Here is a 20,921-nt window from a genome sequence, read left to right as displayed (position 1 = left end):
TTCACGAGTGAGGTTTCCATGACGATCAAAGCCATTTTCCGCAGACTCACCGGCCGGGGCGGCGCCCTCAACCGCGCCAAGACCACCCGCGAGATCTGCCAGCTCAATGTGTTGGCCGCTGGTGCGCGGGTGTCGGTGTACGAGCTGGATTGACGGATGCCCCCCCGCGCCGCCTTCGGCGTCACCCCCCAGGGGGCGATGCCAGCCGACTGGCAGAGCCAGATCGGTGGCATCCCCGGTTGGGCTGCTGCATGCGTGGCGGGTAGGTGAACGCGACAAAAACTTGCACCCACCTCGGACACAGTGGTACGATGTCTTATAACTAACCACATCACCCATCCCGGGGAGACACCGACCATGAGACCCAATCGCCTGCGTTCGTTGTGGCAATCCGGAGGGGCGGCCGTGAATGGCTGGCTGGCCATTCCGAACAGCTTCTCGGCCGAAACCATGGCCCACCAGGGCTGGGACACGCTGACCATCGACATGCAGCACGGCCTCGTGGATGAAGGCGCGCTGTTGCCCATGTTGCAGGCCATCTCCACCACCAACACCGTGCCGGTGGTGCGGGTGCCCTGGCTGGCGCCGGGCGTCCTCATGAAGGCGCTGGACGCCGGTGCCTACGGCGTCATCTGCCCCATGGTCAACACCCGCGAAGACGCCGAGAAGCTGGTGGCCTGGACCCACTACGCGCCGCGCGGGGTGCGCAGCTTTGGCCCGGTGCGCGCCAACCTTTACGGCGGCGCCGACTACGCGCAGCACGCCAACGACACCATCGTCACCTTCGCCATGATCGAAACCGCGCAGGCGCTGAACAACCTGGAAGACATCCTGTCGGTGCCCGGGCTGGACGCGGTCTACATCGGCCCCTCCGACCTGTCGCTGTCCTTGGGCTGCACGCCCACCTTCGACGACGTGGACCCTCCCGCCGCCGATGCCATTGCCCACATCCTCGCGCGCGCCAAGGCACATGGCCTGGTGGCCGGCATACACAACGGCAGCACCGCTGCGGCACTCAAGCGCATCGCCATGGGCTTCCAGTTCGTCACCGTCAGCTCCGATGCCCGGCTGCTGGCCGCCGGCGCCCAGCAGGTGGTGCGCGACATGCGCGGCGCCCAGCCCACGGCCTCGGGCAGCGGCTACTGAGCCGACACCTCACCTTTCACCCCATTCTTTGCAAGGAGTTTGTTCATGAAGATCGGATTCATTGGCCTGGGCATCATGGGTGCGCCCATGGCCGGCCACCTGCTCGCCGCCGGCCACACCCTGTTTGTGCGCACCCGCAGCCAGGTGCCCGCCGCCTTGTCGGGCGCCACCGTGTGCGCCACCAGCGCCGATGTGGCGCGCGCGGCCGACATCGTGTTCCTCATGCTGCCCGACACCCCCGATGTGGAGACCGTGTTGTTCGGCGAAGCCGGCGTGGCCCACGGCCTCAGCGCCGGCAAGGTGGTGGTGGACATGAGCTCCATCTCACCCATGGAAACCCAGCGCTTCGCCAAACGCATCAACGCGCTGGGCTGCGAGTACCTCGACGCCCCGGTGTCGGGTGGCGAGGTCGGGGCCAAGGCCGCCAGCCTGACCATCATGGTCGGCGGCAGCGAAGCCACCTTCGAACAGGTGAAGCCCCTGCTGGAACTGATGGGCAAAAACATCACCCTGGTGGGTGGCAACGGCGACGGCCAGACCACCAAGGTGGCCAACCAGATCATCGTGGCGCTCAACATCGCCGCCGTCAGCGAAGCGCTGGTGTTCGCCAGCAAGGCCGGCGCCGACCCGGCCAAGGTGCGCCAGGCGCTGATGGGCGGGTTTGCCGCCAGCCGCATCCTGGAGGTGCATGGCGAACGCATGATCAAGCGCACCTTCAACCCGGGCTTCCGCATCAAGCTGCACCAGAAGGACCTGAACCTGGCCCTGCAAGGCGCACGCGAACTGGGCGTGGCCCTGCCCCAAACCGCCAACGCCGCGCAAATGATGCAAGCCTGCGCCGCTCAGGGCCTGGCCGACATGGACCACTCGGCCCTCGTACAAGCCTTCGAGCGACTGGCTGACCACCCCGTCGCGCAAGGCTGACCCCTTCACTCCTTCCCCTACCCGCATGAAAACACTGCAATCCTTCCGCGCCCGCACGGGCGAAGCCCTGGGCGCACCGCTGCCCGCCACCACCCCCGAGCAGGTGGACGCCGCCGCCACCGCCGCTGGCGACGCCTTTGCCGCCTGGGCCGCCAGCAGTGGCGAACAACGCGCCACCCTGCTGCGCGGCCTGGCCGCCGCCCTGGAGTCCGACCGCGAAGGCCTGGTGGCCTTGGCCGACGACGAAACCGCCCTGGGCCCAGTGCGCCTGAACGGCGAACTGGACCGCACCGCCTTCCAGCTGCGCCGTTTTGCCGACATGGCCGAACGCGGCGTGGCCTTTGCCTTCACCGACGACCCGGCCGTGCCCGGCGCGCCGCCCGTGGGCCACCCCGCCATGGTGCGCCAGTGCGTGCCGCTGGGCCCGGTGGCCATGTTCTCGGCCAGCAACTTCCCCTTCGCCTTTTCGGTGCTGGGCGGTGACACCGCCTCGGCCCTGGCCGCCGGTTGCCCGGTGGTGGTCAAGGCCCACAGCGGCCACCTGCATTTGTCCAACCGCGTGTTCGGGCTGGTGCAGCAGGTGTTGGCCGCACAGGGTTTGCCCGCCGGCCTGGTGGGCCTCATCCAGGGTGGCGGCGCCGATGTGGGTGTGCGCCTGGTGCGCCACCCCGCCATTGCGGCTGGCGCCTTCACCGGCTCCACGCGCGGTGGTGCGGCCCTGCAGGCAGAAGCCAGCGCCCGCCCCCGGCCCATCCCGTTCTACGGCGAGCTGGGCTCCATCAACCCCGTGGTGGCCCTGCCGGCCTTGCTGGCGACCAAGGGTGCTGAACTGGCGGCCACGCTGGCCGGCTCCATCGCGCTGGGTTGTGGGCAGTTTTGCACCAGCCCCGGCGTGATCGTGTTGATCAAGGGCGCTGAGAGCGAAGCCTTCGTGGCCCAGTTGCACACCGCGCTGGCCGCACAAAACCCCCACGCCATGCTGACGCCCGGCATGCGCCAAGCGTTTGATGCCGGCGTCGAGCACCTGGTGCACGCGGGCGCACAGCCCCTGCTGCGCGAAGCCGGCAACGCCGAAGCGCCGCGCCCCTTCCTGGCCCAGGTCGAGGCGGCCGATTTCATCGCCAAGGACGCCCTGCGCGAGGAAGTGTTCGGTCCGTCCAGCGTGATCGTCTGGGCCGACTCGGTGGCGCAAGTGCTGCAGGTGCTGCATGCGGTGGGCGGCAGCCTGACCGTCACCCTCTGGGGCGCCGAGACCGACTCGACCGACACCCGCGCCTTGGTGCGCGGCGCCATGGCCATCGCCGGTCGGGTGCTGTTTGCCGGCGTGCCCACGGGCGTGGCCGTGACCGCGGCCCAACAACACGGCGGCCCCTGGCCCTCCAGCACGCAACCCATGACCACCTCGGTGGGCGACGCCGCCATCGACCGCTTCCTGCGCCCCGTGGCCCTGCAGGACGCGCCGGTCTGGTTGCTGGCGCAACAAGGCCGGCCGGTCTGAGACGCCGCGCGTGAGGGGGCGGCGCTCAGCCGCCGCTGCTCACACGCCGCCGGTCGGGTGCGTGGGGTCCACCCACAGCACCTGCTCGGGTTTTTCCACCGGCTCGATGTCCAGGTTCACCGCCACGGCCTGGCCGTCGCTGCGGCACAGCACACATTCGAGCACCTCGGTGGCGCTGGCATTGATCTCCTGGTGCGGCACATACGGCGGCACGTAGATGAAATCGCCCGGCCCGGCCTCGGCGGTGAACTCCAGGTGCTCCCCCCAGCGCATGCGCGCGCGGCCACGCACCACGTAGATCACACTCTCCAGCGGGCCGTGGTGGTGGGCACCGGTTTTGGCGTCGGGGTGGATGGTGACCGTGCCGGCCCACAGCTTCTGCGCGCCCACACGGGCAAAGTTGATCGCCGCCTTGCGGTCCATGCCCGGCGTGGACGGCACATTGCCATCCAGCTGGTTGCCGGGCACCACACGCACACCATCGTGTTTCCAGGCCGGGTGGTGGGTGTGTGAGGTGTCGTGATCATGGGAATGGGGATGATCGTGTGTCATGGCATCGCGTGGCAGACGGGATGTGTCCAGTGTGCCACCCCAGCGCCCGCGATGCCGGAAAATGCGCCATCCCCTTTGACCGATGGAGCTCGCGCCTTGCCTTTGCCCGCCCCCCAACCCCGCACCCTGATGCACACCCGCCGCGTCGAATACCGAGGCTTCCGCCGCGACGATGGCCTGTGGGACATCGAAGGCGAATTGCACGACAGCAAACCCCACGGCTTTGAAATCGAAGGCGAAGGCCGCTGGGAGCCCGGCCAGCCCGTGCACCACATGCTGCTGCGCGTCAGCATCGACGAAAGCATGGTCATCCGCGACGTGGCCGTGGCCATGGACGCCTACCCCCACGGTCCCTGCCCACAGGCCATGGCGCCCTTGCAGCGCATGGTGGGCGAGGTCATCGGCCGTGGCTGGCGCCAGACCATCCAGCGCCACCTCGGTGGCATCCAGGGCTGCACCCACTTGCGCGAGCTGTTGTTCAACCTCGCCACCGCCGCCTTCCAGACCCAGACCGCGTCCTTCGCCCCCGCCGTCAACGGTCACCCCCCCGCCCACCTGGGCCAGTGCCTGGCCTGGGACTTCAACGGGCCGGTGGTGGCGAAGGTGTACCCGGTGTTTTTTGGGTGGCAGGCGCCGGCGCGGGCACCCGCGCCGCACCCAGCCAATCCGCCAGTGCCTGCCGAACCAGGGCTGGCGGCAGAAACTCCTGCTCCAGCCGGCCCCGGGGCGTTGCGCTGAGGAAGCGGTAGAAATCGATCTCGTCTGCGTGCAGGGTGTGGGGCGCAGCGGGCGCGCCTACCGACTCCAGCACCGCCAGGCCCGCGTGGGCGTCGAAGGTGGCGCGGTCCATCAGCAACCGCCGCACCTGCGGCAGATGGCGTCTGGCGCGCCCCAGCATGACCAGGCCCCAGGTGTCCATGTCGCCCCAGTAGGCCACGTCCTTGTCGCGCAACCAGTCGGCGCTCAGCCATTCAAGGTCAAGACCAGCACCCAGGATGGCCACGGTGTCTGGCAAAGGTTGGGGCAACTGGTGCAGCGACTGCTCGTTTTCCACCACCAGAATGTGTGGCACGGGCAGCGGCGTGTGCTGGAGGTCGCCCGCCGCCAAGCGCAAGCGCGCAAAGGGCAACACCCCCGGCGCCAACGGCGCCACCAGCAGCCAATGGTCGCGCTCGTCCAGCGCATCCAGAAAAGTGGCCAGGCCCTGGCGGCTGGCTTCGCCGTCAAAACGTTCGTCCAGCAGGGCTTTGAGCAAGGTTTCGTGGCGCTCGAAAAACTTGCTGTCGGTGCCGGCCAACGCCAAGCTGCGCAAGGGCTGCCCGCTGGCACAGCCGGGTGACAGTTGCATCGCCACCTGGGCCACGGTGACCACCTGCTCAGGCGGCCACGCCTGCCAGAGCGCCAACCGGCGCACCAACAAGCGCCAGAACACGCGGTCAACCTCGGCCAACACGGCCAGCAAGCGCTGGTAGTCCCGGCGCACGGTGGCGTCGCCTGCGGCCGCCACCCAGTCGGACGGCTGGCGCAGCACCCACTGGCGGGGCACACGCACCGGGCTGGCGCCGCTGCGGTATTTTTTCTCTTCCCACACCACCTCGCCCACACGCCGGGTGTCCACAGCCTGCCAGGCGGCCAGGTGTTGGCGCAGCTCAGGTCTGAAGTCGGTGAACAGGGCCGGTGGTGGCAACCCGATGGGCAAGACCACGGGCCAGGCGTTGTCGCCACCCAGCAGACGCTGCTCGCGCCAATGGGCGTTGTGCCACTGGCGGGTCAGGTGGGCGGCCAGTTGCTCAGGCGATTTCATGTGGCAAACGTGTCGGCACAAACGTCTGTCGGGCGCGGTCCAACTCCTCCCAGGCCAGCGAGGTCAGGGTGGCATGGCTGCCTTTGCGGTGCACCACCACGGCCGAACGGGTGTGGTTGCGCAGCAGGCGCAGTTCTTTGTTGGGCGTCACAAACAAGGCATGCAGGCCAAATTCGCGCAGGGCTTCGATGATGCGGCCTGCCACGGCCTGCGAACTTTTGGAGAAGGCCTCGTCGAGCACGACGCTGGCAAACACCGGGCGTGTGCGGCCGGCAGGACACAACGCGTAACTGAGCGAGGCGGTGAGCACGTAGCTGGCGATGATTTCTTTTTCGCCGCCGCTGCCACCCTGGGAGCCGGTGCGCCGCTCCAGCACCTGCCCGCTGGCGCGGTCGTGCACCGCCACGGCAAATTGCAGGCGGTAGCGGGGATCGAACAAGGCCTGCGCGGGTTTGGTGCGGCGGTTGGTGGCGTGCTCGCGCAGCAGTTGCACGATGTCCCGGAGCACCCGGTAGTGGCTCTCGCCGCCGTCCTCGCGCAAGCGGGCGGAACGCAATTCGCTCAGCAGGCCGTTGAGGGTTTTGAGCACGGGGTAAACCACGTCCTGCGACTGCAACTGCAGGTGTCGGCCCGGCTGAAAGTCCACCTTCATCAGCGTGCGGTTGAGCGCGTCGATGCGCTCGCGGATGTCGATGACCTGGGCGTGGATGCCGCTGAACAGGCCATTGACACCTTGCTCCGACGATTCGTTCAGATAGGCCTGGAAGGCCTGGCGTTTTGCCGGCAGGTCTTCTTCCTCCAACACACGCAGCCGGGCCAGAAACACCGGCATGGCATCGAGTTCGTCGGCCACCTCGGCCAGCGCGCCCCGGTCGTCCTGCCGGGCCCGGGTCATTTGTTTGGTGATGGTGGTGGTCAGACCGGCCAACCGCTCTTTGTCGGCCAACAAGCGCTGCTGCAAAGCCTGGCTGGCCGGGCGCTCGCTGTCGTCCAGGGTGTCACAGGCAAGCGGCAGGTGGACCGCGAAATGGGCCTCCATCGATGGCGGCAGGGCGTCCGTTTGTGTCAGACGTTGGGCGTACCGCTGCTGCTGGGCCTGGGCACGTTTTTCATCGGCCACGGCCACCGCGTGTTGCCCCATCCACGCGACGTGCGTTTGGCGGCATTCATGTGTGTGCGTTCTGGCCAGCTCCCACGCGGCCTGGGCACGGGCGGTGTCGGACTGCGGGTTCAACAAGGCCTGCAAGCGCTGCTGCAGGGCCGCGTGTTCCGCTTGCACGCTGGCCACGTCGATGGCCTCGAACTGCACCTGCCCCAAGAGTTGCCACAGATGCCTGGCCGCCGTCCAGTCGCGCTGGCGCTTGAGCGCCGTGTCCTTCTGGTCCTGGCAACGGCTCAAACGCTCGCCGGCTTCTTGCAAATCGCGCTCCAACATGGCCAGGCGATCGCGGTTGTCGAAGCCGGTCATCCAGTCGTCCTGCAGGCGCTTTTGGTCCTGCTTGTCGAAATGCTGGGCCTTGCCCGACATCAGGCCCTGCTGTGTCATGGCGTGTGGTGTGTGTTGCAAGGCCTCGGGGCTGTCGACACAGTGGCGGTCCAGATCGGCGAGCAACTGGCGCAACGCGCCCTCGTGGGCATGGGTTTTGATGTTGAGCTTGGCGCAGAAACCGTCGTCCCAGAACCGGGGCGTGGCCACGGGTGGGCGCGCCTCCAGCAGCCGCACGTGCACCTGGTTGTGCCGCTGGTTCACCCACCACAGCGCGTCGCGCATGTGCTCAGGCGCCACCAGCACGCGCAGGCGCTGGCTGCCCAACGCGCGCTCGATGGCACCACGCCAATGCTGCTGGTGTTTTTGCACCTCCACCAGCTCGGCCACAAAGGGCAAGCCCTCGACCGCTTGGCCCAGTTGCTCGGCCAGGTCGGCGCGAAACTTCTGCAACGCGGGTGGGATGTTGGAGCCCGGGCGCTTGCGGGTCAGCGCCAGTTCATCCATCACACGCTGGTGGTCTTGCTGCGCGTTGTGGGCATCGGCAATCGCGGCTTCCAGTTCGGCTTGGTGGTCGGCCATTTGCCGTGCAATGTCCTCGCACATCTGTGTGGCCTGCGCCTGCTGCGCAAGCACGCTGGCCGCGCTCAAGCGCTCGGGCGGGGTCAGCGCCAGGTTGTGCAGCAGCGCGCGGTAGTCGCGCTCGTTCTGTTGTCGCCGCCCAACTTCCCGCCCCACGTCTTCGATGTGACGTTGCAAATCTTCGATGCCGCTGCCACCGGCCTGTAGGTACACCTGCAGACGTGTCTGTTCCTCCTGCTCGGCCACTTGGATGGCGGCGTTGGCGGCGTCCACCTCGTGGTCCAGCTCGGTCAAACGGCCACGCACCTGTTCGACGCGCGCCTGCCACAGTGCCACGCCCTGCTGGGCAAACCACTGCGGCAAGGCGGTGGCCACACCTTCCAAGGCCGCCAACTGGGTGCTTTGTTGCCTATGCCGGTGATCCAGTTCGCGCAGGGGCAACAGGGTGGCGAACTGGCGGTTCGCCAGCTCCAGGTCGTTGTGGATGCTGGTCAGCTCCTCAAAGCCATCGGCCACCTGGAGGGCGTGGTCAAACGCGGCGTGGTCGTCGAGCACCAGTTCGCGAAAAATCTCGTCGATGCTGTTGAGTTGCTTGAGCCCGGCCGCGCGGTTGAGCAGCGTGAAGGCGTTGGCGCCGACCTCAAAATGGCTTTGCAACTTGGCCAAGTAGGCCGACTTGCTGGTGTGCACGCTCAGGCCTTCGGTGTTTTTGCCCAGCTGGGTCAAAGCGCGTGCGCCGCCCCGGTGGTGCTCTTCCAGCCAGCCGTTGAGCGACTGGTCGGTGTTCTCGGCAAACAACCAGCGCCGCTGGAGGTCGGCCACCGCCGAACTGCTGCCGTCAAACCAGAGCACCGCACCCAGCCAGACCTGTTGCCCGGCCTCGCCCACCATGCGGGCGGCCAGGCCGGTCACGGTTTTGCCGTTGCGGCTGATGTGATCGCTGCTGCCTTCGGTGCCGGGGCCACTGACGCCGCGCACATAGGACACCAGGTCGCGGTCGCTTTCGTGGCCGCCGGTGGACGCCAGGTTGTATTTGGGGTTGGCACACAACAGCGTCATCAGGGCGTCGATCACCGTGGTTTTGCCACTGCCGGTGGGGCCAATGATGGCGGTGTTGTGCGGGTCGATGCTGGCCATGTGCCAGCCCTGAAACGCCCCCCAGTTGTAGAGGTGCAGTTCCTGCAAGCAATAGCTGGGGTGGGCAGCGGCGCCCACGCCAGGCATGCCATCGGCCAGTCGGTCCATGGGTCAGTCCGCCTCCGTCGGTGTCGGGTTGTCGGTGTGTGCGTCTGCCGCAACCTGGTCCGTGCCGTTGGCCGGGTGGGCCAGTGCTCGCAGGTGCAGCAGCAAGGCCTGCAGGTTCTCGGGATTGGCCAGGTGAACAATCATCGGGCGGATCAAAAAACGGTCCTGCGCATCGACCTCCGACACCACGCCGTGTTTGCGCAGGTTGTCGAGCAGTTGCATCAAACGTTTGTGATCCTGGGTATCGCTGCCGCTGCGGGCAATGAACACATCGAGCTGAGGCAACACATCGTCCACCGCCAAGCGCACGGCCACACCCAAGCCACCCTCTTGCTCCTGCTGGATGAACTCGCGCCGCAAAATGGCCACCAGCAAGGATTGCTCCAGCGTGAGCCGTTGCCGGAACACCAGCGGATGCGACCAGCCGTCGGCGTCCTCGTCGGTGCTGTTGCTGTCGCCATCGGCCGAATAGTCGGCCACCACCCGCACAAAGGCCAGCCCACGCACCTCGTCCAGCGCCACCTCCAGGTCGAGTGGCTCCAGCAGCCGATTGACCTGTTCGGTCTGGTGGCTGACGGTGCGGTACAGGCGCGGTTTGCTGGCCTGCTCCAGCCAGCCGTGTTTGAGCAGTTCCTGCACCGCGCGGCGCAGGTCCAGCGGTGTGCGTTCGGCCCTGCTCGACGCATCATCGGTCGGGGCCGATCCACCCTCCGCCGGCGGCCCGGCCTGCGCTGGCGGCCAGGGGGGTGTGGCCTGGGCCTCGGCCGCCAGGCGGTCGAACAGGTCGCGTGGTGGGTGTGGTGTGGGCATGTCGGTCAACGGTTGTTTGTGTGTGGCCATCATGCGTCCCAAACCACGTCGGCCAACACGTCACCGTCCAGCGGCAGGTGCGGCACGGTTAAACGCCAGCGCCGCCCTTCCCCATCCTCGGTGTCGATGTGCTCGGGCTCGCCCTGTGGCGCCACGCCAGCCTCGCGTGCCATGCCCAGCCACAACGCCAGTGTTTCCAGATCGTGTGCGCCCGGCGGGAGCCGCGCCGCCAGCTCCGACAGGGTCAGTGGATGGTCCGCCTCTTGCAGCAACCGCAGCGTTTGCGACAACAGTGCATCGCGGTCCAGACCGTCGAAGGCGAGCCAGAATTCGGCCTCCAGATCGGCCAGGCTGGTGTGCTGCGCGGTGAGCAGCAACTCGCTTGGCGCGCCTTCGTCCAGCGACTTGATGCGCAACCGTTCGATCAGCGGCACCTGGGCACCCAGGGCCACACCCAGCGGCGGCAGCGGCGAAGGCGCGCGGCGCACCGCCTGCCGATCCCAGTCGATGAGGGCGGCCTGCTGCAACACGTCGTTGATGAGCTGGCCCACGCGGTGGTTTTCTGCCGCCTGCCCGCTTTTCATGAACTGGCTGACCTCGCGTTCGCTGCGCGCGCGCACCGCTTGAACGACCTTGGCCTCCTTGATCAACTGCATCACCAGCAGCCGCAAGGCGCTGTGCTGCAAATCGTCCAAGGCCTTGGTCGCCGCAGGATGCGAAAGAATCCGCTGGATGCGCTGGCGCATCGCGTCCAGCTCGTCCTGCCGGCTCAACTGCTGGTGAAAGTTGTCGAACACGCGCCCCTCTTGCGTGTTGAGCAAATGGGCGTGCCCATCCAGCAGCCGGTCCATCACCTGCCCACGGTGCAAATGCTCGCCGATGATGGCCTGACGCAAGCTGCGGTCCGCCTCGCGCCACGAGTCCTCCACGCGCCGAAAATCGGCCCGCAGGCTGATGGCCAACGCATAGACCTCGCGCACACCCTCGACAGCCTGGTCCTCAGACAAGACCTCGATCTGTCCGTCCTGCACCTGCTGCATCTGGCGCTGCAAGTCGTCCAGCTGGCGCTGCAGGTGGGCTTGCCGCGCCTGCGGGTCCGGGTCCAGTTGGGCGGCCAACCGGTCGATCTCGCGTTGCACGATCGCCAAGCGCGACGCGGTGGAGGTCATCATGCGGCCATCGAGTTGGGCCACAAAACCCAACGCGGTCTTCAGCGCATCGGTCTCGAACACACGGCCTTCGCGCTCGACCACCAGGCCGCGCCGTATCCACTCGCGCAACTCGCCACGCGCTTGCCGTCCAATGTCCTGCACATCGATGTCATAGTCCGGCTGGTTGGCGTGTGCCGCCAACAAGTCCGCCAGCGCCAATACCGCCACATCCATGGGCACACCGTCCCGGCTGTGTTCAAACAAGGCCTCCAGGCCGCTGAGCATCAGCGGCGCACGGCGCGAGGCCAGCAACATCCACGCAGGATGGTTGTGGCGGGCGCTGATGTAGTTCTGCGTGCGTTGCTGGCTCAAAGACGTCACGAGTGGTCACCGGCCTTCTGTGCCTGCAGACCCTTGCGCAACAGGGCGGGTGACACCTTCCAGTGCTGGCCGTCGTCGGTGCGCAAGCTGGCGGTTTTCTTGTTCAATCGAACGACAAAACCTTGTTTGACACTGCCATCGCTGGTGATGAAATGCACCCGATCGCCCTCTGCAAATTGCGCCAGCGCAACCGTGCTGCGGGCCTGCGCGAGCAGGTTCAGGCGCTCCACGACCATGCGATTGAGATAGCGAAGGTCTTCTTCACTCATGTGGCGCAGCGCCTGAATGAAAAGCTCTCGGTCGAGAACAGTCTGTTGGTTGCTCATTGGCGAGATGGACAAAACACTTGCACAAGGGCCTGGGGCAGTCTAATCCACCACATGCCAGCAAGGTCCCGCATCTCGTGATCATGTCAACCACGCTGACAAGCGCATCGCAGTTGGCCATCGCGCTTTGGGCTTCGCCCAGTCAAAACGGCGAGGAGAGATCACCTCGGCGTACGGGCGTTTTTGGGGCCCGACAACGCCCGAGCCTTCAAAGAATCGACCCATCCATTGGCTCAGTCCTTGCGACTCACCGCACCCATCGCTCAGTCTTCGAGATCGGCCACCGTCAATCCGTATTCGGCCATGAGGTCCTGGATTTCCACGATAGCGGCCGCCTTCTCGGCCACCACATCTCGCTCAGCCTGCGCAAAAAACGCGCTGGCGCCCCGAATCAGTTCCTGAAACCGGTTGTCGCCCAACGGCGTCGTTGGAGCTGCTGCCGGTTTGGGCCGCTCGGTGTGTCTGCGCTGTGTCGTCAATGAATGGCGCATGTGCTCTCTGTTCTTCAGGCCGTGAATCGGTGATCAAGAATCCCCACAAACAGGGGAAGAAGTGTGTGGATAACCCATGGCCATTCGGCCGCAGCCCGCATGCCCTGGGCCTTGTAGGCAGTTTGCCCAAGATTTGGGCAGGTGGCGGTCTTTCAGGCTCACACCGGAGCCAGCCGCGCAGCCGCTTCGCGTTTGCCCAGCTTGCGCAGCGCCAGGATGCGTTCGAGCTGTGCGGCCCGTGGCTGCACCTTGCCCGACTCCCACTTGTAAACCGACAAGGCCGAGGCCTCCAGCAACTGCGCCATTTGGGCCTGTGTGAGGCCCAAATGGGCACGTTGGGCTGCCAAGGCCTCGGCACTGAAGCTGACTTTTCGGCCGGGCTTTTTTCGCTCGGTGGTGGCGGCTTTGGGCGCTGGCGTGAGGGCCGTCGGTTTGACGGCCTTGACCGCTTTTTCGTTGGCCTTGAGCAGGGCACGCAAGGCCTTGAATTCCCGCTTGAGTGCTGCGATCTCGGCGCGTTGCGCCGTGGTGGTTTTCCTCAACGCCAGCAGTTCGTCCTTGAGCTCTTTGCGGGCCACGCGGGCGATTTCTGACTTCAGGGCGTTGGTCAATGAGTTCATCGTGAAATCGTCTGTCTTGGAGTTGGCAAGCTGAAGTGCCGATTCAGCCCAGTGTTGAAACTGCGGCCAGTTGCAGGGATACCACGATCCGCTCGCCACTGAAACCATCCAGCCACCCGTGAAGGCGGGACAGCATTCGCTCTGTCGCCTTGTTTTCAGTACTGGATTTCAAATCGATGCCTTTTGTTTGGCACAGGGACTTGTCGTCGTTTGGCTCGTGGTTTTGGACTGTCACCTCGACCCTGGGGCACAGCCTGGGCACACACAAGGCACAGGCCGATTTCGGGGAACATCGCGTGACGACAGGTCTGTTTTGTCGTTGTGCCCTGATCAACCCCATCGACGACGATTGCCTCGCAAGGCCAAGTAGTCAGTATGTGAGCGTCTACTTTCGTGCGTCACTAGGTTTGGTGCGGCTGGCGGGGATCGAACCCACGACCCTCGGCTTCGGAGGCCGATACTCTATCCACTGAGCTACAGCCGCACATTTTCAACTGGAACCAACACTCACATTCTCGCACGCGGCTGCAATGACGACAGGCTTCGGAGGCCGATACTCTATCCACTGAGCTACAGCCGCACGGTGCTGTAAAGCGCCCGTATTCTCTCACAGCACAGCGGCCGGGTCTGACGCAAGCCGCACCCGGTGGCTCAAGGGGGCAAGGCCCTTGGCTATAATCGCGGCCGGTCCCGACACGCCTCCATCGCGTGACACCCTCACGCTTGGGCCGCGGTGCAACAGGCCTCGGCCACGCGACCCCCATTCCCCTTGAGCCCCACTGAGGACGCCATGAGCGACAACGCGCACGATTCCCACACCGGCCCCATCAAGACGCCCCAGCAACTGCTGTGGACGTCCTTCTTCTCATTTGTGCTGCCGGTGTTCATCATCATCGGCCTTGTGTACTACGTGACCTCGGGCAACAAGCCCGCCGCTGGTGCCAGCGACCAGGCCTTGGCCACCGCACAACGCATCCAGCCCGTGGGCTCGGTGGAGTTGCGTGATGCCAACCGCCCGCTGCGCGCCGGCGAAGAGGTGTACAAGGCGCAGTGCGCGGCTTGCCACGACGCTGGTTTGGCTGGCGCCCCCAAGCTGGGCGACGCGGCCGCGTGGGGTGCCCGCATCAAGACCGGCTACGAAGCCCTGCTGACCTCGGCCCTCAAGGGCAAGGGCGCCATGGGTGCACAAGGTGGTGGCGACTTCAACGACGTGGAAATTGGCCGCGCCGTGGTGCACATGGCCAACGCGGGCGGTGCCAAGTTCGACGTGCCCCAGCCCGCCGCTGGTGCTGCCCCTGCGGCCGAAGCCCCAGCTGCTGCCCCGGTGGCTGCCGCAAGCCCCGCCGCGCCCGCAGCAGCACCAGCCGCTGCGACCCCCGTGGCCGCCGCCGGTGGCGAAGCGCTCTACAAACAAGCCTGCGCCGTTTGCCACGCAGCCGGTGTGGCGGGCGCCCCCAAACTGGGCGACAAGGCCGGCTGGTCCGCACGCCTGGGTGCCGGTGTGGACGGCCTGACTGCCTCCGTCATCAAAGGCAAAAATGCCATGCCCCCACGCGGTGGCTCCAGCGCCTCCGACGCGGACATCAAAGCCGCAGTCGAATTCATGCTCGCCAGCGTCAAGTGAACACGCGCCACGCGCACTGAAAAAGCCGCTCTCCACGAGCGGCTTTTTTTCGTTTCAAGTGGCCTGCTTGGCCTCAGCTGGACTGAGCACAAAACCGAAGCGGCTGGGCAGTGTGGCCGAGGCCAGTTCGGTCGGCTCGGGCCATTGGCCACGCTCGATCAGCTCGGCCACCCGCCCGACGTCCTGCGTGTGCACCAACCCCAGTCCCAGGTCGGTGTCCAGCAGCACATGCCCCGCTTCATCCACAAACACCGCCTGGATGACGGCCGCACGCCCGGTGTGCGATTGGACTGTGCCCGCGTCGTCCACGCGCCAGACCCAAGGCGCCTGTTCCAGCTCCACGTAAACGCGCTGCGGGCCGTTCTGGAAAAACCACCGTCCGTGTGTGTCTGCCTCGTAGTTGCGGCCGATGAAGTCGATCAGCTTGTCGTGCCGCAACAGCGAGCCCTTGCTGGCCTCGTTGGCCCCGAGGCCGGCAAACGACCCGCAGGCCTGAGCACGGTCGTCGCGCATGAACCACTGGCCCCGGCTGTCCAGGCCCAACCAGCCATAGCAATCGGGCACGTTGGGCCATTTGGCCAGCGCGGCCTTGACCATCTCATCCATGGGAAGCTCCTGACAGCTGCGACAGCAGCCAATGGGTGACCGCCTCGGGCATGGCACGCACGTGACCCGGAACACCCCAAGGGGGCAACGAGGCAGGAAAGCCCACATGCCCGCCCTGCGGCGGCTGCCACAGCGTCACACATGGTCCCACGTCCTGGGCGGCGGGGAGGGAGCTGGCCGGCACAAAGGGGTCGTTTCGGGCGTTGAGCACCAGCGCTGGCACGCGCACCTGCGGCAGCAGCGGTTGCGCGGAGGCGCGTCGCCAGTAGTCTTCGGTGTTGCGAAAACCGTGCAGCGGTGCGGTGAACACATTGTCGAAGGCGTACAGGTCGCGCGCCGCCAGCAGCTTGTCGCGGTCGAACAGGCCCGGGTGCTGGGCCAGCTTGGCCAGCGCCTTGGGCACCATGGAGCGCAGAAACATGCGGGTGTACACCTGCCGGTTGAACCCGCGCCCGATGGCATGACCGCCGGCCGCCAGATCGATGGGCGAACACACGGCGGCGACCGCATCGGCCACGTCGCCAGCGGCCGCACCATGCTCGGCCGCCCATCGCATCAACGCATTGCCGCCCAGAGACACCCCCACCGCAAGCAGAGGGCGGCCGACGTATTGCGCGCGCAAGCGGCGCAACATCCAGTCGATCTCTGCGTGGTCGCCCGAGTGGTAGGCGCGTGGCGCCAGGTTGAGCTCGCCCGAGCAGCCTCTGAAGTGGGGCACCACGTAAGCCAGGCCGTGTTCATGTGCCACATCGGCAAAGGCTTCCGCATAGTGGCTGCGCGACGAGCCCTCCAGGCCGTGAAACAACACCAACACGGGCGCTGAGTCGGCCACCACATGGGTGGCATGGTCCACGTCCACGAAGTCGGCATCGGGGGTCGTCCAGCGCTCGCGCCGGTACACCGGCGCGCTGCCCACAAACCGGCGCGCGAACAGGGCAGCCCAGATGGTCTGGGCGTGCCCGCCGGGCAGCCACCAGGGCGCTGCGCCCGGCGGCTGCGGCAGAGCACGAGGTGCGCGCCAAGGGGCGTGAGCCAGGGTGTGGCTGTGGGGCCCGTTCATGGGGTCAGTGCAACACGGCCGGGCCGCTGCCCACGTCGGCGGGCGCGTCCAACTGGCCGGGGCTGGCGTGGTGGGTGGCCAGACGCCACCCCTGGGCGGTTTTGACGTACACGTTGGTGGCCATCACGTAGGCGCGACGCAGACCGTCGTCGCTGAGCAGTTCGACACGCTCCACCACGTTGTGCACGCTGCAGCCATGGGCCGTGAGGCGCAGCACCTGCTCGGGGTAGGCACGGATGCTGCCACCTGAAAACATGGCCTCAAACGCGGCGCGGATGGCGGCGCTGCCCACCAAACGCGGGCCGCCCGGGTGCACACACACAATGTCTTCTTCGTCGGCCCAGCAGGCCATCAGGCGGTCGATGTCGCCGAGTTGCAAGGCCTCGTAAAAGGCCTGCTCGATGTCATCGGGTGTACCGGGTGGGAGTTTGGGTTTGCGCATGGGGCTATTTTGCAGGCTGTGCCGTGCACCTCAGCGGTATAGTCGCGCAACCACACCGGTCTGAGGAGGATTGAATGCGTTCTACAACGGGTGCGCTCTGGCGCTATCTTGCCGCGCTGCTGCTCGCCAGCAGCCTCGTGGGCTGTGGCTACAACGATTTCCAGCGCCTGGATGAAAGCGCCAAATCGGCCTGGGCCGAGGTCCTCAACCAGTACCAGCGGCGCGCCGACCTCATTCCCAACATCGTCGCCACCGTCAAGGGCGAGGCCAGCTTCGAGCAGGAGACGCTGACCAAGGTCATCGAAGCCCGCGCCAAGGCCACCGCCATCCAGATGACACCCGAGATGGTGAACAACCCCGAGGCGATGAAGAACTTCCAGGCCGCGCAGGCCAACATGGGCAGTGCGCTGAGTCGCCTGCTGGTGGTGGCCGAGCAGTACCCGAGCCTCAAGGCCAACGCCGCTTTTGCCGATTTGCGGGTGCAGCTTGAAGGGACGGAAAACCGCATCACCGTGGCACGCAACCGCTTCATCGCCGCCACGCAGGAATACAACGTGCTCGCGCGCAGCTTCCCCACCAACCTCACGGCCATGGTGTTCGGCTACAGCGTCAAACCGGGCTTCACGGTGGCCGACGAGGCCGCCATTTCGGCCCCGCCCAAGGTGGACTTCAACAAGCCATGAGGCTGTGGTGGCCTTGGGTGGCCGGCGCACTGCTGTGGCTGGGCAGCCTGGGGCTGGCCGGCGCGCAAGCGGGCTTGCCGCTGCCGCCCTTGAGCGGTCGTGTCATCGACCAGACGGGCACACTGGACGGCGCCACACAGGCCGCCTTGACCGCCAAACTGGCCCAGCTGGAGCAGACACGCGGCGCACAAGTGGTGGTGGTGCTGGTACCCACCACCGCGCCCGAAGACATCGCCGATTACACCCAGCGCCTGGGCGATGCCTGGAAACTCGGGCGCCGCGGCGTGGGTGACGGCATTTTGTTTGTTGTCGCCAAAAACGACCGACGCCTGCGCATCGCCCCGGCCAAGACACTGGAAGGTGCCTTGCCCGATTTGCTGGCCAAACGCATCATCGACGAAGGGGTGACGCCCGCCTTCCACCGAGGCGATTACGCCGCTGGGCTGCACGCTGGCATCGACCGCCTGTCTGCCGTCATCGCCGGTGAGGCCTTGCCCGCACCCGACCCAACAGCGGACAGCAGTGCGGACCTGGGCTTGGGCCTGGAAGAGTGGCTGTTGCTGTTGTTCTTCGGCGGTCCGGTCGCTGCATCTGTGTTGAGGCGTGTGTTCGGCGCCCCCATGGGCGCGCTGCTGGCCGGTCTGGGGGCCGGCGCCTTGGCCTGGTGGTTGAGCCAGGCGTGGTGGTTGGCAGCGGCTGCTGGCATGGTGGCGGCCGTGGCAACCCTGTTCCTGCAACTGCTGCCTTCGCTGCCTTCGCTGCCGTCGTCAGGCGCGGGCCGTGGACGCAACGGCGGCTGGCACGCAGGCCCGTCAGGTGGCGGCAGTTGGGGTGGTGGCGGCGGCAGCGGTGGCGGTGGTTTCAGCTCGGGCGGTGGCGGTGACTTTGGCGGCGGTGGCGCCTCGGGCGACTGGTGATGTGCACAACTCGGAACCCGGCATGAACCGTTTTCTTCTCATGCTCAAACACCGCTGGCGCGACCAGCGCGACACGCTGCGGGTGGTCCCAGACGATATGGCCGCTCGCCTTGAACAACAGGTGGCGCTCAGTGAGGCACGGCATACCGGCGAGGTGCGCGTGGTGGTGGAGGCGGCCTTGCCCCTGAGCTACCTCTGGCGGCTGGCCCCCGACTTGACACTGCAACAGGCCATGCGGCAACGCGCCATGAGCTGGTTTGGCCGGCTGCGGGTGTGGGACACCGAACACAACAACGGCGTGATGATCTACCTGCTGCTGGCGGAGCGCCACATCGAGGTGGTGGCCGACCGCGGCCTGGCGCGCCAAGTGCCCGCCTCGCACTGGGACAAGCTGGTGGCGCAACTGACGGGTCAACTCAAAGCCGGTGATTTCGAGCAAGGCCTGGGCACCGCCATGGCCGAAGTGACATCACTGCTGGCCACCCACTTCCCCGAGCCCACCGACGCTGCTGCGCGTGGACGTGGCGCCAACCAACTCAGCAACACCATCGTGCGGGTCTGAGGCGTTGTGGCCACAAAAAAACCGGCTCATGGCCGGTTTTTTCGGTTCTGCGTCAAACGCTCACTTCTTCTGACGAAACTTGCGCAGCGCGGCGATCTGAGCCGCCATGACGGCCAACTCCGACTGTGCTTTGGCCAGATCGATGTCGCTCTTGGCGTTCTTAAGCGCCTCTTCGGCAGATTTACGCGCTTCGTTGGCCTTGGCTTCGTCGAGGTCATGACCACGGATGGCCGTGTCGCTCAACACCGTGATGTGGTGCGGTTGCACTTCAAGGATGCCACCGGCGACGAACACGAACTCTTCATCGCCGTCGGCCTTTTCGATGCGCACGGCACCGGGCTTGATGCGGGTGATCAGCGGCACGTGGCCGGGCAGGATGCCCAGTTCGCCTGCTTCACCGGGCAGGGCCACAAACTTGGCCTGGCCGCTGAAGATCGAGGCTTCGGCGCTCACCACATCGACTTGGATGGTGCTCATAGTTACTCCAGTTTAAAAGGTGAGTGGAAAGCAAGCAGCGGGGGGGCTGGCTAGGCGCCGCGCACAGCCGCACTGAGGTACGGCGAGCAGGGCAACAATGCCAGACGCCCCGGGGCGCCGCTTTACGCCACCTTTTTGGCCTTTTCGAAGGCTTCGTCGATGGTGCCGACCATGTAGAACGCCTGCTCGGGCAGGTGATCGCACTCGCCAGCGGTGATCATCTTGAAACCACGGATGGTTTCCGACAGCGGCACGTACTTGCCAGGCGAGCCGGTGAAAACCTCCGCCACATGGAAGGGCTGCGACAGGAAACGCTGGATCTTGCGGGCGCGGGCCACGGCCAGCTTGTCCTCAGGCGCCAGTTCGTCCATGCCCAGAATGGCAATGATGTCGCGCAGTTCTTTGTAGCGCTGCAGCGTGCCTTGCACGGCACGGGCGGTTTCGTAGTGCTCCTGGCCCACCACCAGCGGATCCAGCTGGCGGCTGGTGGAGTCCAGCGGGTCCACAGCGGGGTAGATACCCAGCGAAGCGATGTCACGCGACAGCACCACGGTGGAATCCAAGTGGGCGAAGGTGGTGGCAGGCGACGGGTCGGTCAAGTCATCCGCTGGCACGTACACGGCCTGGATGGAGGTGATCGAGCCGACCTTGGTGGAGGTGATGCGCTCTTGCAGGCGGCCCATTTCTTCGGCCAGGGTGGGCTGGTAGCCCACGGCGGAAGGCATGCGGCCCAGCAGCGCGGACACTTCGGTACCGGCCAGGGTGTAGCGGTAGATGTTGTCCACGAAGAACAGCACGTCCTTGCCTTCGTCACGGAAGGACTCGGCGATGGTCAGACCGGTCAAGGCCACGCGCAGACGGTTGCCCGGCGGCTCGTTCATCTGGCCGTAGACCATGGCCACTTTGGACTCGCTCAGGTTTTCGAGGTTCACCACGCCGGAGTCGGCCATCTCGTGGTAGAAGTCGTTGCCCTCGCGGGTGCGCTCGCCCACACCAGCAAACACCGACAGACCGCTGTGGGCCTTGGCGATGTTGTTGATGAGTTCCATCATGTTCACGGTCTTGCCCACACCGGCGCCACCGAACAGGCCCACCTTACCGCCCTTGGCGAAGGGGCACACGAGGTCGATCACCTTGATGCCGGTTTCCAGCAGTTCCTGCGAAGGCGACAGCTCGTCGTAAGCGGGAGCCTTGCGGTGGATGGGAGCGGTCAGGGTCTGGTCGACTGGGCCACGTTCGTCGATGGGCGAACCCAACACGTCCATGATGCGGCCCAGGGTGGCCTTGCCCACGGGCACGGTGATGTTGGCGTGGGTGTTGGTCACCAGCATGCCACGGCGCAGGCCGTCAGAGGAGCCCAGCGCGATGGTGCGCACCACGCCGTCGCCCAGCTGTTGCTGGACTTCCAGCGTCAGGGCGGAACCTTCCATCTTCAGCGCGTCGTAAACGCGGGGCATCTGGTCACGCGGGAATTCCACGTCCACCACGGCGCCGATGCACTGAACAATCTTGCCTTGTACTTGAGCCATGTTTT

Annotated in this window: 21 protein-coding genes, 2 tRNA genes and 1 pseudogene; 9 read left to right on the top strand and 15 right to left on the bottom strand. The window is 66.2% G+C overall.

Annotated elements, in window-relative coordinates:
• Nucleotides 1-18 precede the first annotated feature (18 nt).
• From ACFQPB_RS00760 to ACFQPB_RS00745, 4 genes are all read left to right on the top strand, one after another.
• Nucleotides 19-153 (top strand): hypothetical protein, encoded by a 135-nt coding sequence (locus ACFQPB_RS00760; protein ID WP_382200680.1) that lies wholly within the window; start codon nt 19-21, stop codon nt 151-153.
• 204 nt (nt 154-357) lie between these two features.
• Nucleotides 358-1,146, top strand: a complete 789-nt coding sequence (locus ACFQPB_RS00755) for an HpcH/HpaI aldolase family protein (protein WP_382218973.1) — start codon at nt 358-360, stop codon at nt 1,144-1,146.
• 45 nt (nt 1,147-1,191) lie between these two features.
• Entirely contained in the window at nt 1,192-2,070 is an 879-nt protein-coding gene (locus ACFQPB_RS00750; protein ID WP_382218971.1) for a 2-hydroxy-3-oxopropionate reductase, read from the top strand.
• 25 nt (nt 2,071-2,095) lie between these two features.
• Nucleotides 2,096-3,568: an aldehyde dehydrogenase (NADP(+)) gene (locus ACFQPB_RS00745; RefSeq protein ID WP_382218969.1), complete on the top strand. Its 1,473-nt coding sequence runs from the start codon at nt 2,096-2,098 to the stop codon at nt 3,566-3,568.
• A gap of 39 nt (nt 3,569-3,607) precedes the next feature.
• On the opposite strand, the gene ACFQPB_RS00740 is transcribed toward ACFQPB_RS00745, so the two are convergent.
• Nucleotides 3,608-4,120, bottom strand: coding sequence for a cupin domain-containing protein (locus tag ACFQPB_RS00740; RefSeq protein ID WP_382218967.1), 513 nt, complete (start codon nt 4,118-4,120; stop codon nt 3,608-3,610).
• Between the two features lie 96 nt (nt 4,121-4,216).
• Here ACFQPB_RS00740 and ACFQPB_RS00735 point away from each other — a divergent pair, with 96 nt between their 5' ends.
• On the top strand, nt 4,217-4,858 hold the full coding sequence (locus ACFQPB_RS00735) for a DUF2889 domain-containing protein (RefSeq protein ID WP_382218965.1): 642 nt from the start codon (nt 4,217-4,219) through the stop codon (nt 4,856-4,858).
• Here the strand turns inward: ACFQPB_RS00735 and ACFQPB_RS00730 are convergent.
• The 9 genes and pseudogenes from ACFQPB_RS00730 to ACFQPB_RS00690 all read right to left on the bottom strand — a co-directional run.
• A pseudogene (locus ACFQPB_RS00730) lies at nt 4,854-5,924 on the bottom strand (DUF3322 domain-containing protein); the annotation flags it as partial. The gene ACFQPB_RS00735 and the pseudogene ACFQPB_RS00730 sit on opposite strands and share 5 nt — an antisense overlap.
• A complete protein-coding gene (locus ACFQPB_RS00725; RefSeq protein ID WP_382218963.1) occupies nt 5,911-9,237 on the bottom strand; it encodes an ATP-binding protein in 3,327 nt (1,108 codons plus the stop codon). The gene ACFQPB_RS00725 and the pseudogene ACFQPB_RS00730, both read right to left, overlap by 14 nt.
• A 3-nt stretch (nt 9,238-9,240) precedes the next feature.
• Complete coding sequence (locus ACFQPB_RS00720) at nt 9,241-10,077, bottom strand: DUF4194 domain-containing protein (protein ID WP_382218961.1); 837 nt, start codon at nt 10,075-10,077, stop codon at nt 9,241-9,243.
• Nucleotides 10,077-11,579 carry a DUF3375 family protein gene (locus ACFQPB_RS00715; protein WP_382218959.1) on the bottom strand — a complete coding sequence of 501 codons (1,503 nt, stop codon included), beginning with the start codon at nt 11,577-11,579 and terminating at the stop codon, nt 10,077-10,079. Before ACFQPB_RS00715 ends, ACFQPB_RS00720 begins: the two co-directional genes overlap by 1 nt.
• Nucleotides 11,576-11,848 carry a hypothetical protein gene (locus tag ACFQPB_RS00710; RefSeq protein ID WP_382218957.1) on the bottom strand — a complete coding sequence of 91 codons (273 nt, stop codon included), beginning with the start codon at nt 11,846-11,848 and terminating at the stop codon, nt 11,576-11,578. The genes ACFQPB_RS00715 and ACFQPB_RS00710 overlap by 4 nt, the downstream gene beginning before the upstream one ends.
• A gap of 320 nt (nt 11,849-12,168) precedes the next feature.
• On the bottom strand, nt 12,169-12,396 hold the full coding sequence (locus tag ACFQPB_RS00705; protein ID WP_382218955.1) for a hypothetical protein: 228 nt from the start codon (nt 12,394-12,396) through the stop codon (nt 12,169-12,171).
• A 158-nt stretch (nt 12,397-12,554) separates the two neighbouring features.
• Nucleotides 12,555-13,016, bottom strand: coding sequence for a helix-turn-helix domain-containing protein (locus ACFQPB_RS00700; protein ID WP_382218953.1), 462 nt, complete (start codon nt 13,014-13,016; stop codon nt 12,555-12,557).
• Nucleotides 13,017-13,424: 408 nt separating this feature from the next.
• A tRNA-Arg gene (locus ACFQPB_RS00695) sits at nt 13,425-13,500 on the bottom strand.
• A 36-nt stretch (nt 13,501-13,536) separates the two neighbouring features.
• Nucleotides 13,537-13,596 (bottom strand) — tRNA-Arg (locus ACFQPB_RS00690).
• 210 nt (nt 13,597-13,806) lie between these two features.
• On the opposite strand from ACFQPB_RS00690, the gene ACFQPB_RS00685 reads away from it, so the two are divergent.
• Nucleotides 13,807-14,640, top strand: coding sequence for a c-type cytochrome (locus tag ACFQPB_RS00685; RefSeq protein ID WP_382218951.1), 834 nt, complete (start codon nt 13,807-13,809; stop codon nt 14,638-14,640).
• 54 nt (nt 14,641-14,694) lie between these two features.
• Here the strand turns inward: ACFQPB_RS00685 and ACFQPB_RS00680 are convergent, their stop codons facing one another.
• From ACFQPB_RS00680 to ACFQPB_RS00670, 3 genes are read right to left on the bottom strand one after another with little or no spacing between them, the layout of a single operon-like run.
• Nucleotides 14,695-15,246, bottom strand: coding sequence for a DUF2946 family protein (locus tag ACFQPB_RS00680; protein ID WP_382218949.1), 552 nt, complete (start codon nt 15,244-15,246; stop codon nt 14,695-14,697).
• Entirely contained in the window at nt 15,239-16,306 is a 1,068-nt protein-coding gene (locus tag ACFQPB_RS00675) for a YheT family hydrolase (RefSeq protein WP_382218947.1), read from the bottom strand. Before ACFQPB_RS00675 ends, ACFQPB_RS00680 begins: the two co-directional genes overlap by 8 nt.
• A gap of 4 nt (nt 16,307-16,310) precedes the next feature.
• Entirely contained in the window at nt 16,311-16,748 is a 438-nt protein-coding gene (locus ACFQPB_RS00670; protein ID WP_382218945.1) for a YybH family protein, read from the bottom strand.
• 74 nt (nt 16,749-16,822) lie between these two features.
• Between ACFQPB_RS00670 and ACFQPB_RS00665 the strand changes: the two genes are divergently transcribed.
• From ACFQPB_RS00665 to ACFQPB_RS00655, 3 genes are read left to right on the top strand one after another with little or no spacing between them, the layout of a single operon-like run.
• Nucleotides 16,823-17,431: a LemA family protein gene (locus ACFQPB_RS00665; RefSeq protein ID WP_382218943.1), complete on the top strand. Its 609-nt coding sequence runs from the start codon at nt 16,823-16,825 to the stop codon at nt 17,429-17,431.
• The gene (locus ACFQPB_RS00660) at nt 17,428-18,348 is read left to right on the top strand and encodes a TPM domain-containing protein (RefSeq protein ID WP_382218941.1); all 921 of its coding nucleotides are present in this window, start codon (nt 17,428-17,430) and stop codon (nt 18,346-18,348) included. The genes ACFQPB_RS00665 and ACFQPB_RS00660 overlap by 4 nt, the downstream gene beginning before the upstream one ends.
• A 22-nt stretch (nt 18,349-18,370) precedes the next feature.
• Nucleotides 18,371-18,910, top strand: a complete 540-nt coding sequence (locus ACFQPB_RS00655) for a TPM domain-containing protein (RefSeq protein WP_382218939.1) — start codon at nt 18,371-18,373, stop codon at nt 18,908-18,910.
• Nucleotides 18,911-18,970: 60 nt separating this feature from the next.
• Here the strand turns inward: ACFQPB_RS00655 and ACFQPB_RS00650 are convergent, their stop codons facing one another.
• Nucleotides 18,971-19,387 (bottom strand): F0F1 ATP synthase subunit epsilon, encoded by a 417-nt coding sequence (locus ACFQPB_RS00650; RefSeq protein ID WP_382200710.1) that lies wholly within the window; start codon nt 19,385-19,387, stop codon nt 18,971-18,973.
• Nucleotides 19,388-19,509: 122 nt separating this feature from the next.
• Nucleotides 19,510-20,916, bottom strand: a complete 1,407-nt coding sequence (atpD, locus tag ACFQPB_RS00645) for a F0F1 ATP synthase subunit beta (RefSeq protein ID WP_382200712.1) — start codon at nt 20,914-20,916, stop codon at nt 19,510-19,512.
• Nucleotides 20,917-20,921 lie beyond the last annotated feature (5 nt).

The sequence above is a fragment of the Hydrogenophaga atypica genome (assembly GCF_042665215.1).
Classification (GTDB): Bacteria; Pseudomonadota; Gammaproteobacteria; order Burkholderiales; family Burkholderiaceae_C; genus Hydrogenophaga; species Hydrogenophaga defluvii_A.
The sequence above is the reverse complement of the archived record's forward strand: the minus strand, read 5'-3'. Positions and strand labels throughout refer to the sequence as shown.

What these genes read in the sequence shown, in the direction of transcription:
- ACFQPB_RS00760 (WP_382200680.1), top strand. Translation starts at nt 19, where the DNA reads ATGACGATCAAAGCCATTTTCCGCAGACTCACCGGCCGGGGCGGCGCC.
- ACFQPB_RS00755 (WP_382218973.1), top strand. Translation starts at nt 358, where the DNA reads ATGAGACCCAATCGCCTGCGTTCGTTGTGGCAATCCGGAGGGGCGGCC.
- ACFQPB_RS00750 (WP_382218971.1), top strand. Translation starts at nt 1,192, where the DNA reads ATGAAGATCGGATTCATTGGCCTGGGCATCATGGGTGCGCCCATGGCC.
- ACFQPB_RS00745 (WP_382218969.1), top strand. Translation starts at nt 2,096, where the DNA reads ATGAAAACACTGCAATCCTTCCGCGCCCGCACGGGCGAAGCCCTGGGC.
- ACFQPB_RS00740 (WP_382218967.1), bottom strand. Translation starts at nt 4,120, where the DNA reads ATGACACACGATCATCCCCATTCCCATGATCACGACACCTCACACACC.
- ACFQPB_RS00725 (WP_382218963.1), bottom strand. Translation starts at nt 9,237, where the DNA reads ATGGACCGACTGGCCGATGGCATGCCTGGCGTGGGCGCCGCTGCCCAC.
- ACFQPB_RS00720 (WP_382218961.1), bottom strand. Translation starts at nt 10,077, where the DNA reads ATGGCCACACACAAACAACCGTTGACCGACATGCCCACACCACACCCA.
- ACFQPB_RS00710 (WP_382218957.1), bottom strand. Translation starts at nt 11,848, where the DNA reads ATGAGTGAAGAAGACCTTCGCTATCTCAATCGCATGGTCGTGGAGCGC.
- ACFQPB_RS00705 (WP_382218955.1), bottom strand. Translation starts at nt 12,396, where the DNA reads ATGCGCCATTCATTGACGACACAGCGCAGACACACCGAGCGGCCCAAA.
- ACFQPB_RS00700 (WP_382218953.1), bottom strand. Translation starts at nt 13,016, where the DNA reads ATGAACTCATTGACCAACGCCCTGAAGTCAGAAATCGCCCGCGTGGCC.
- ACFQPB_RS00685 (WP_382218951.1), top strand. Translation starts at nt 13,807, where the DNA reads ATGAGCGACAACGCGCACGATTCCCACACCGGCCCCATCAAGACGCCC.
- ACFQPB_RS00680 (WP_382218949.1), bottom strand. Translation starts at nt 15,246, where the DNA reads ATGGATGAGATGGTCAAGGCCGCGCTGGCCAAATGGCCCAACGTGCCC.
- ACFQPB_RS00675 (WP_382218947.1), bottom strand. Translation starts at nt 16,306, where the DNA reads ATGAACGGGCCCCACAGCCACACCCTGGCTCACGCCCCTTGGCGCGCA.
- ACFQPB_RS00670 (WP_382218945.1), bottom strand. Translation starts at nt 16,748, where the DNA reads ATGCGCAAACCCAAACTCCCACCCGGTACACCCGATGACATCGAGCAG.
- ACFQPB_RS00665 (WP_382218943.1), top strand. Translation starts at nt 16,823, where the DNA reads ATGCGTTCTACAACGGGTGCGCTCTGGCGCTATCTTGCCGCGCTGCTG.
- ACFQPB_RS00660 (WP_382218941.1), top strand. Translation starts at nt 17,428, where the DNA reads ATGAGGCTGTGGTGGCCTTGGGTGGCCGGCGCACTGCTGTGGCTGGGC.
- ACFQPB_RS00655 (WP_382218939.1), top strand. Translation starts at nt 18,371, where the DNA reads ATGAACCGTTTTCTTCTCATGCTCAAACACCGCTGGCGCGACCAGCGC.
- ACFQPB_RS00650 (WP_382200710.1), bottom strand. Translation starts at nt 19,387, where the DNA reads ATGAGCACCATCCAAGTCGATGTGGTGAGCGCCGAAGCCTCGATCTTC.
- atpD (WP_382200712.1), bottom strand. Translation starts at nt 20,916, where the DNA reads ATGGCTCAAGTACAAGGCAAGATTGTTCAGTGCATCGGCGCCGTGGTG.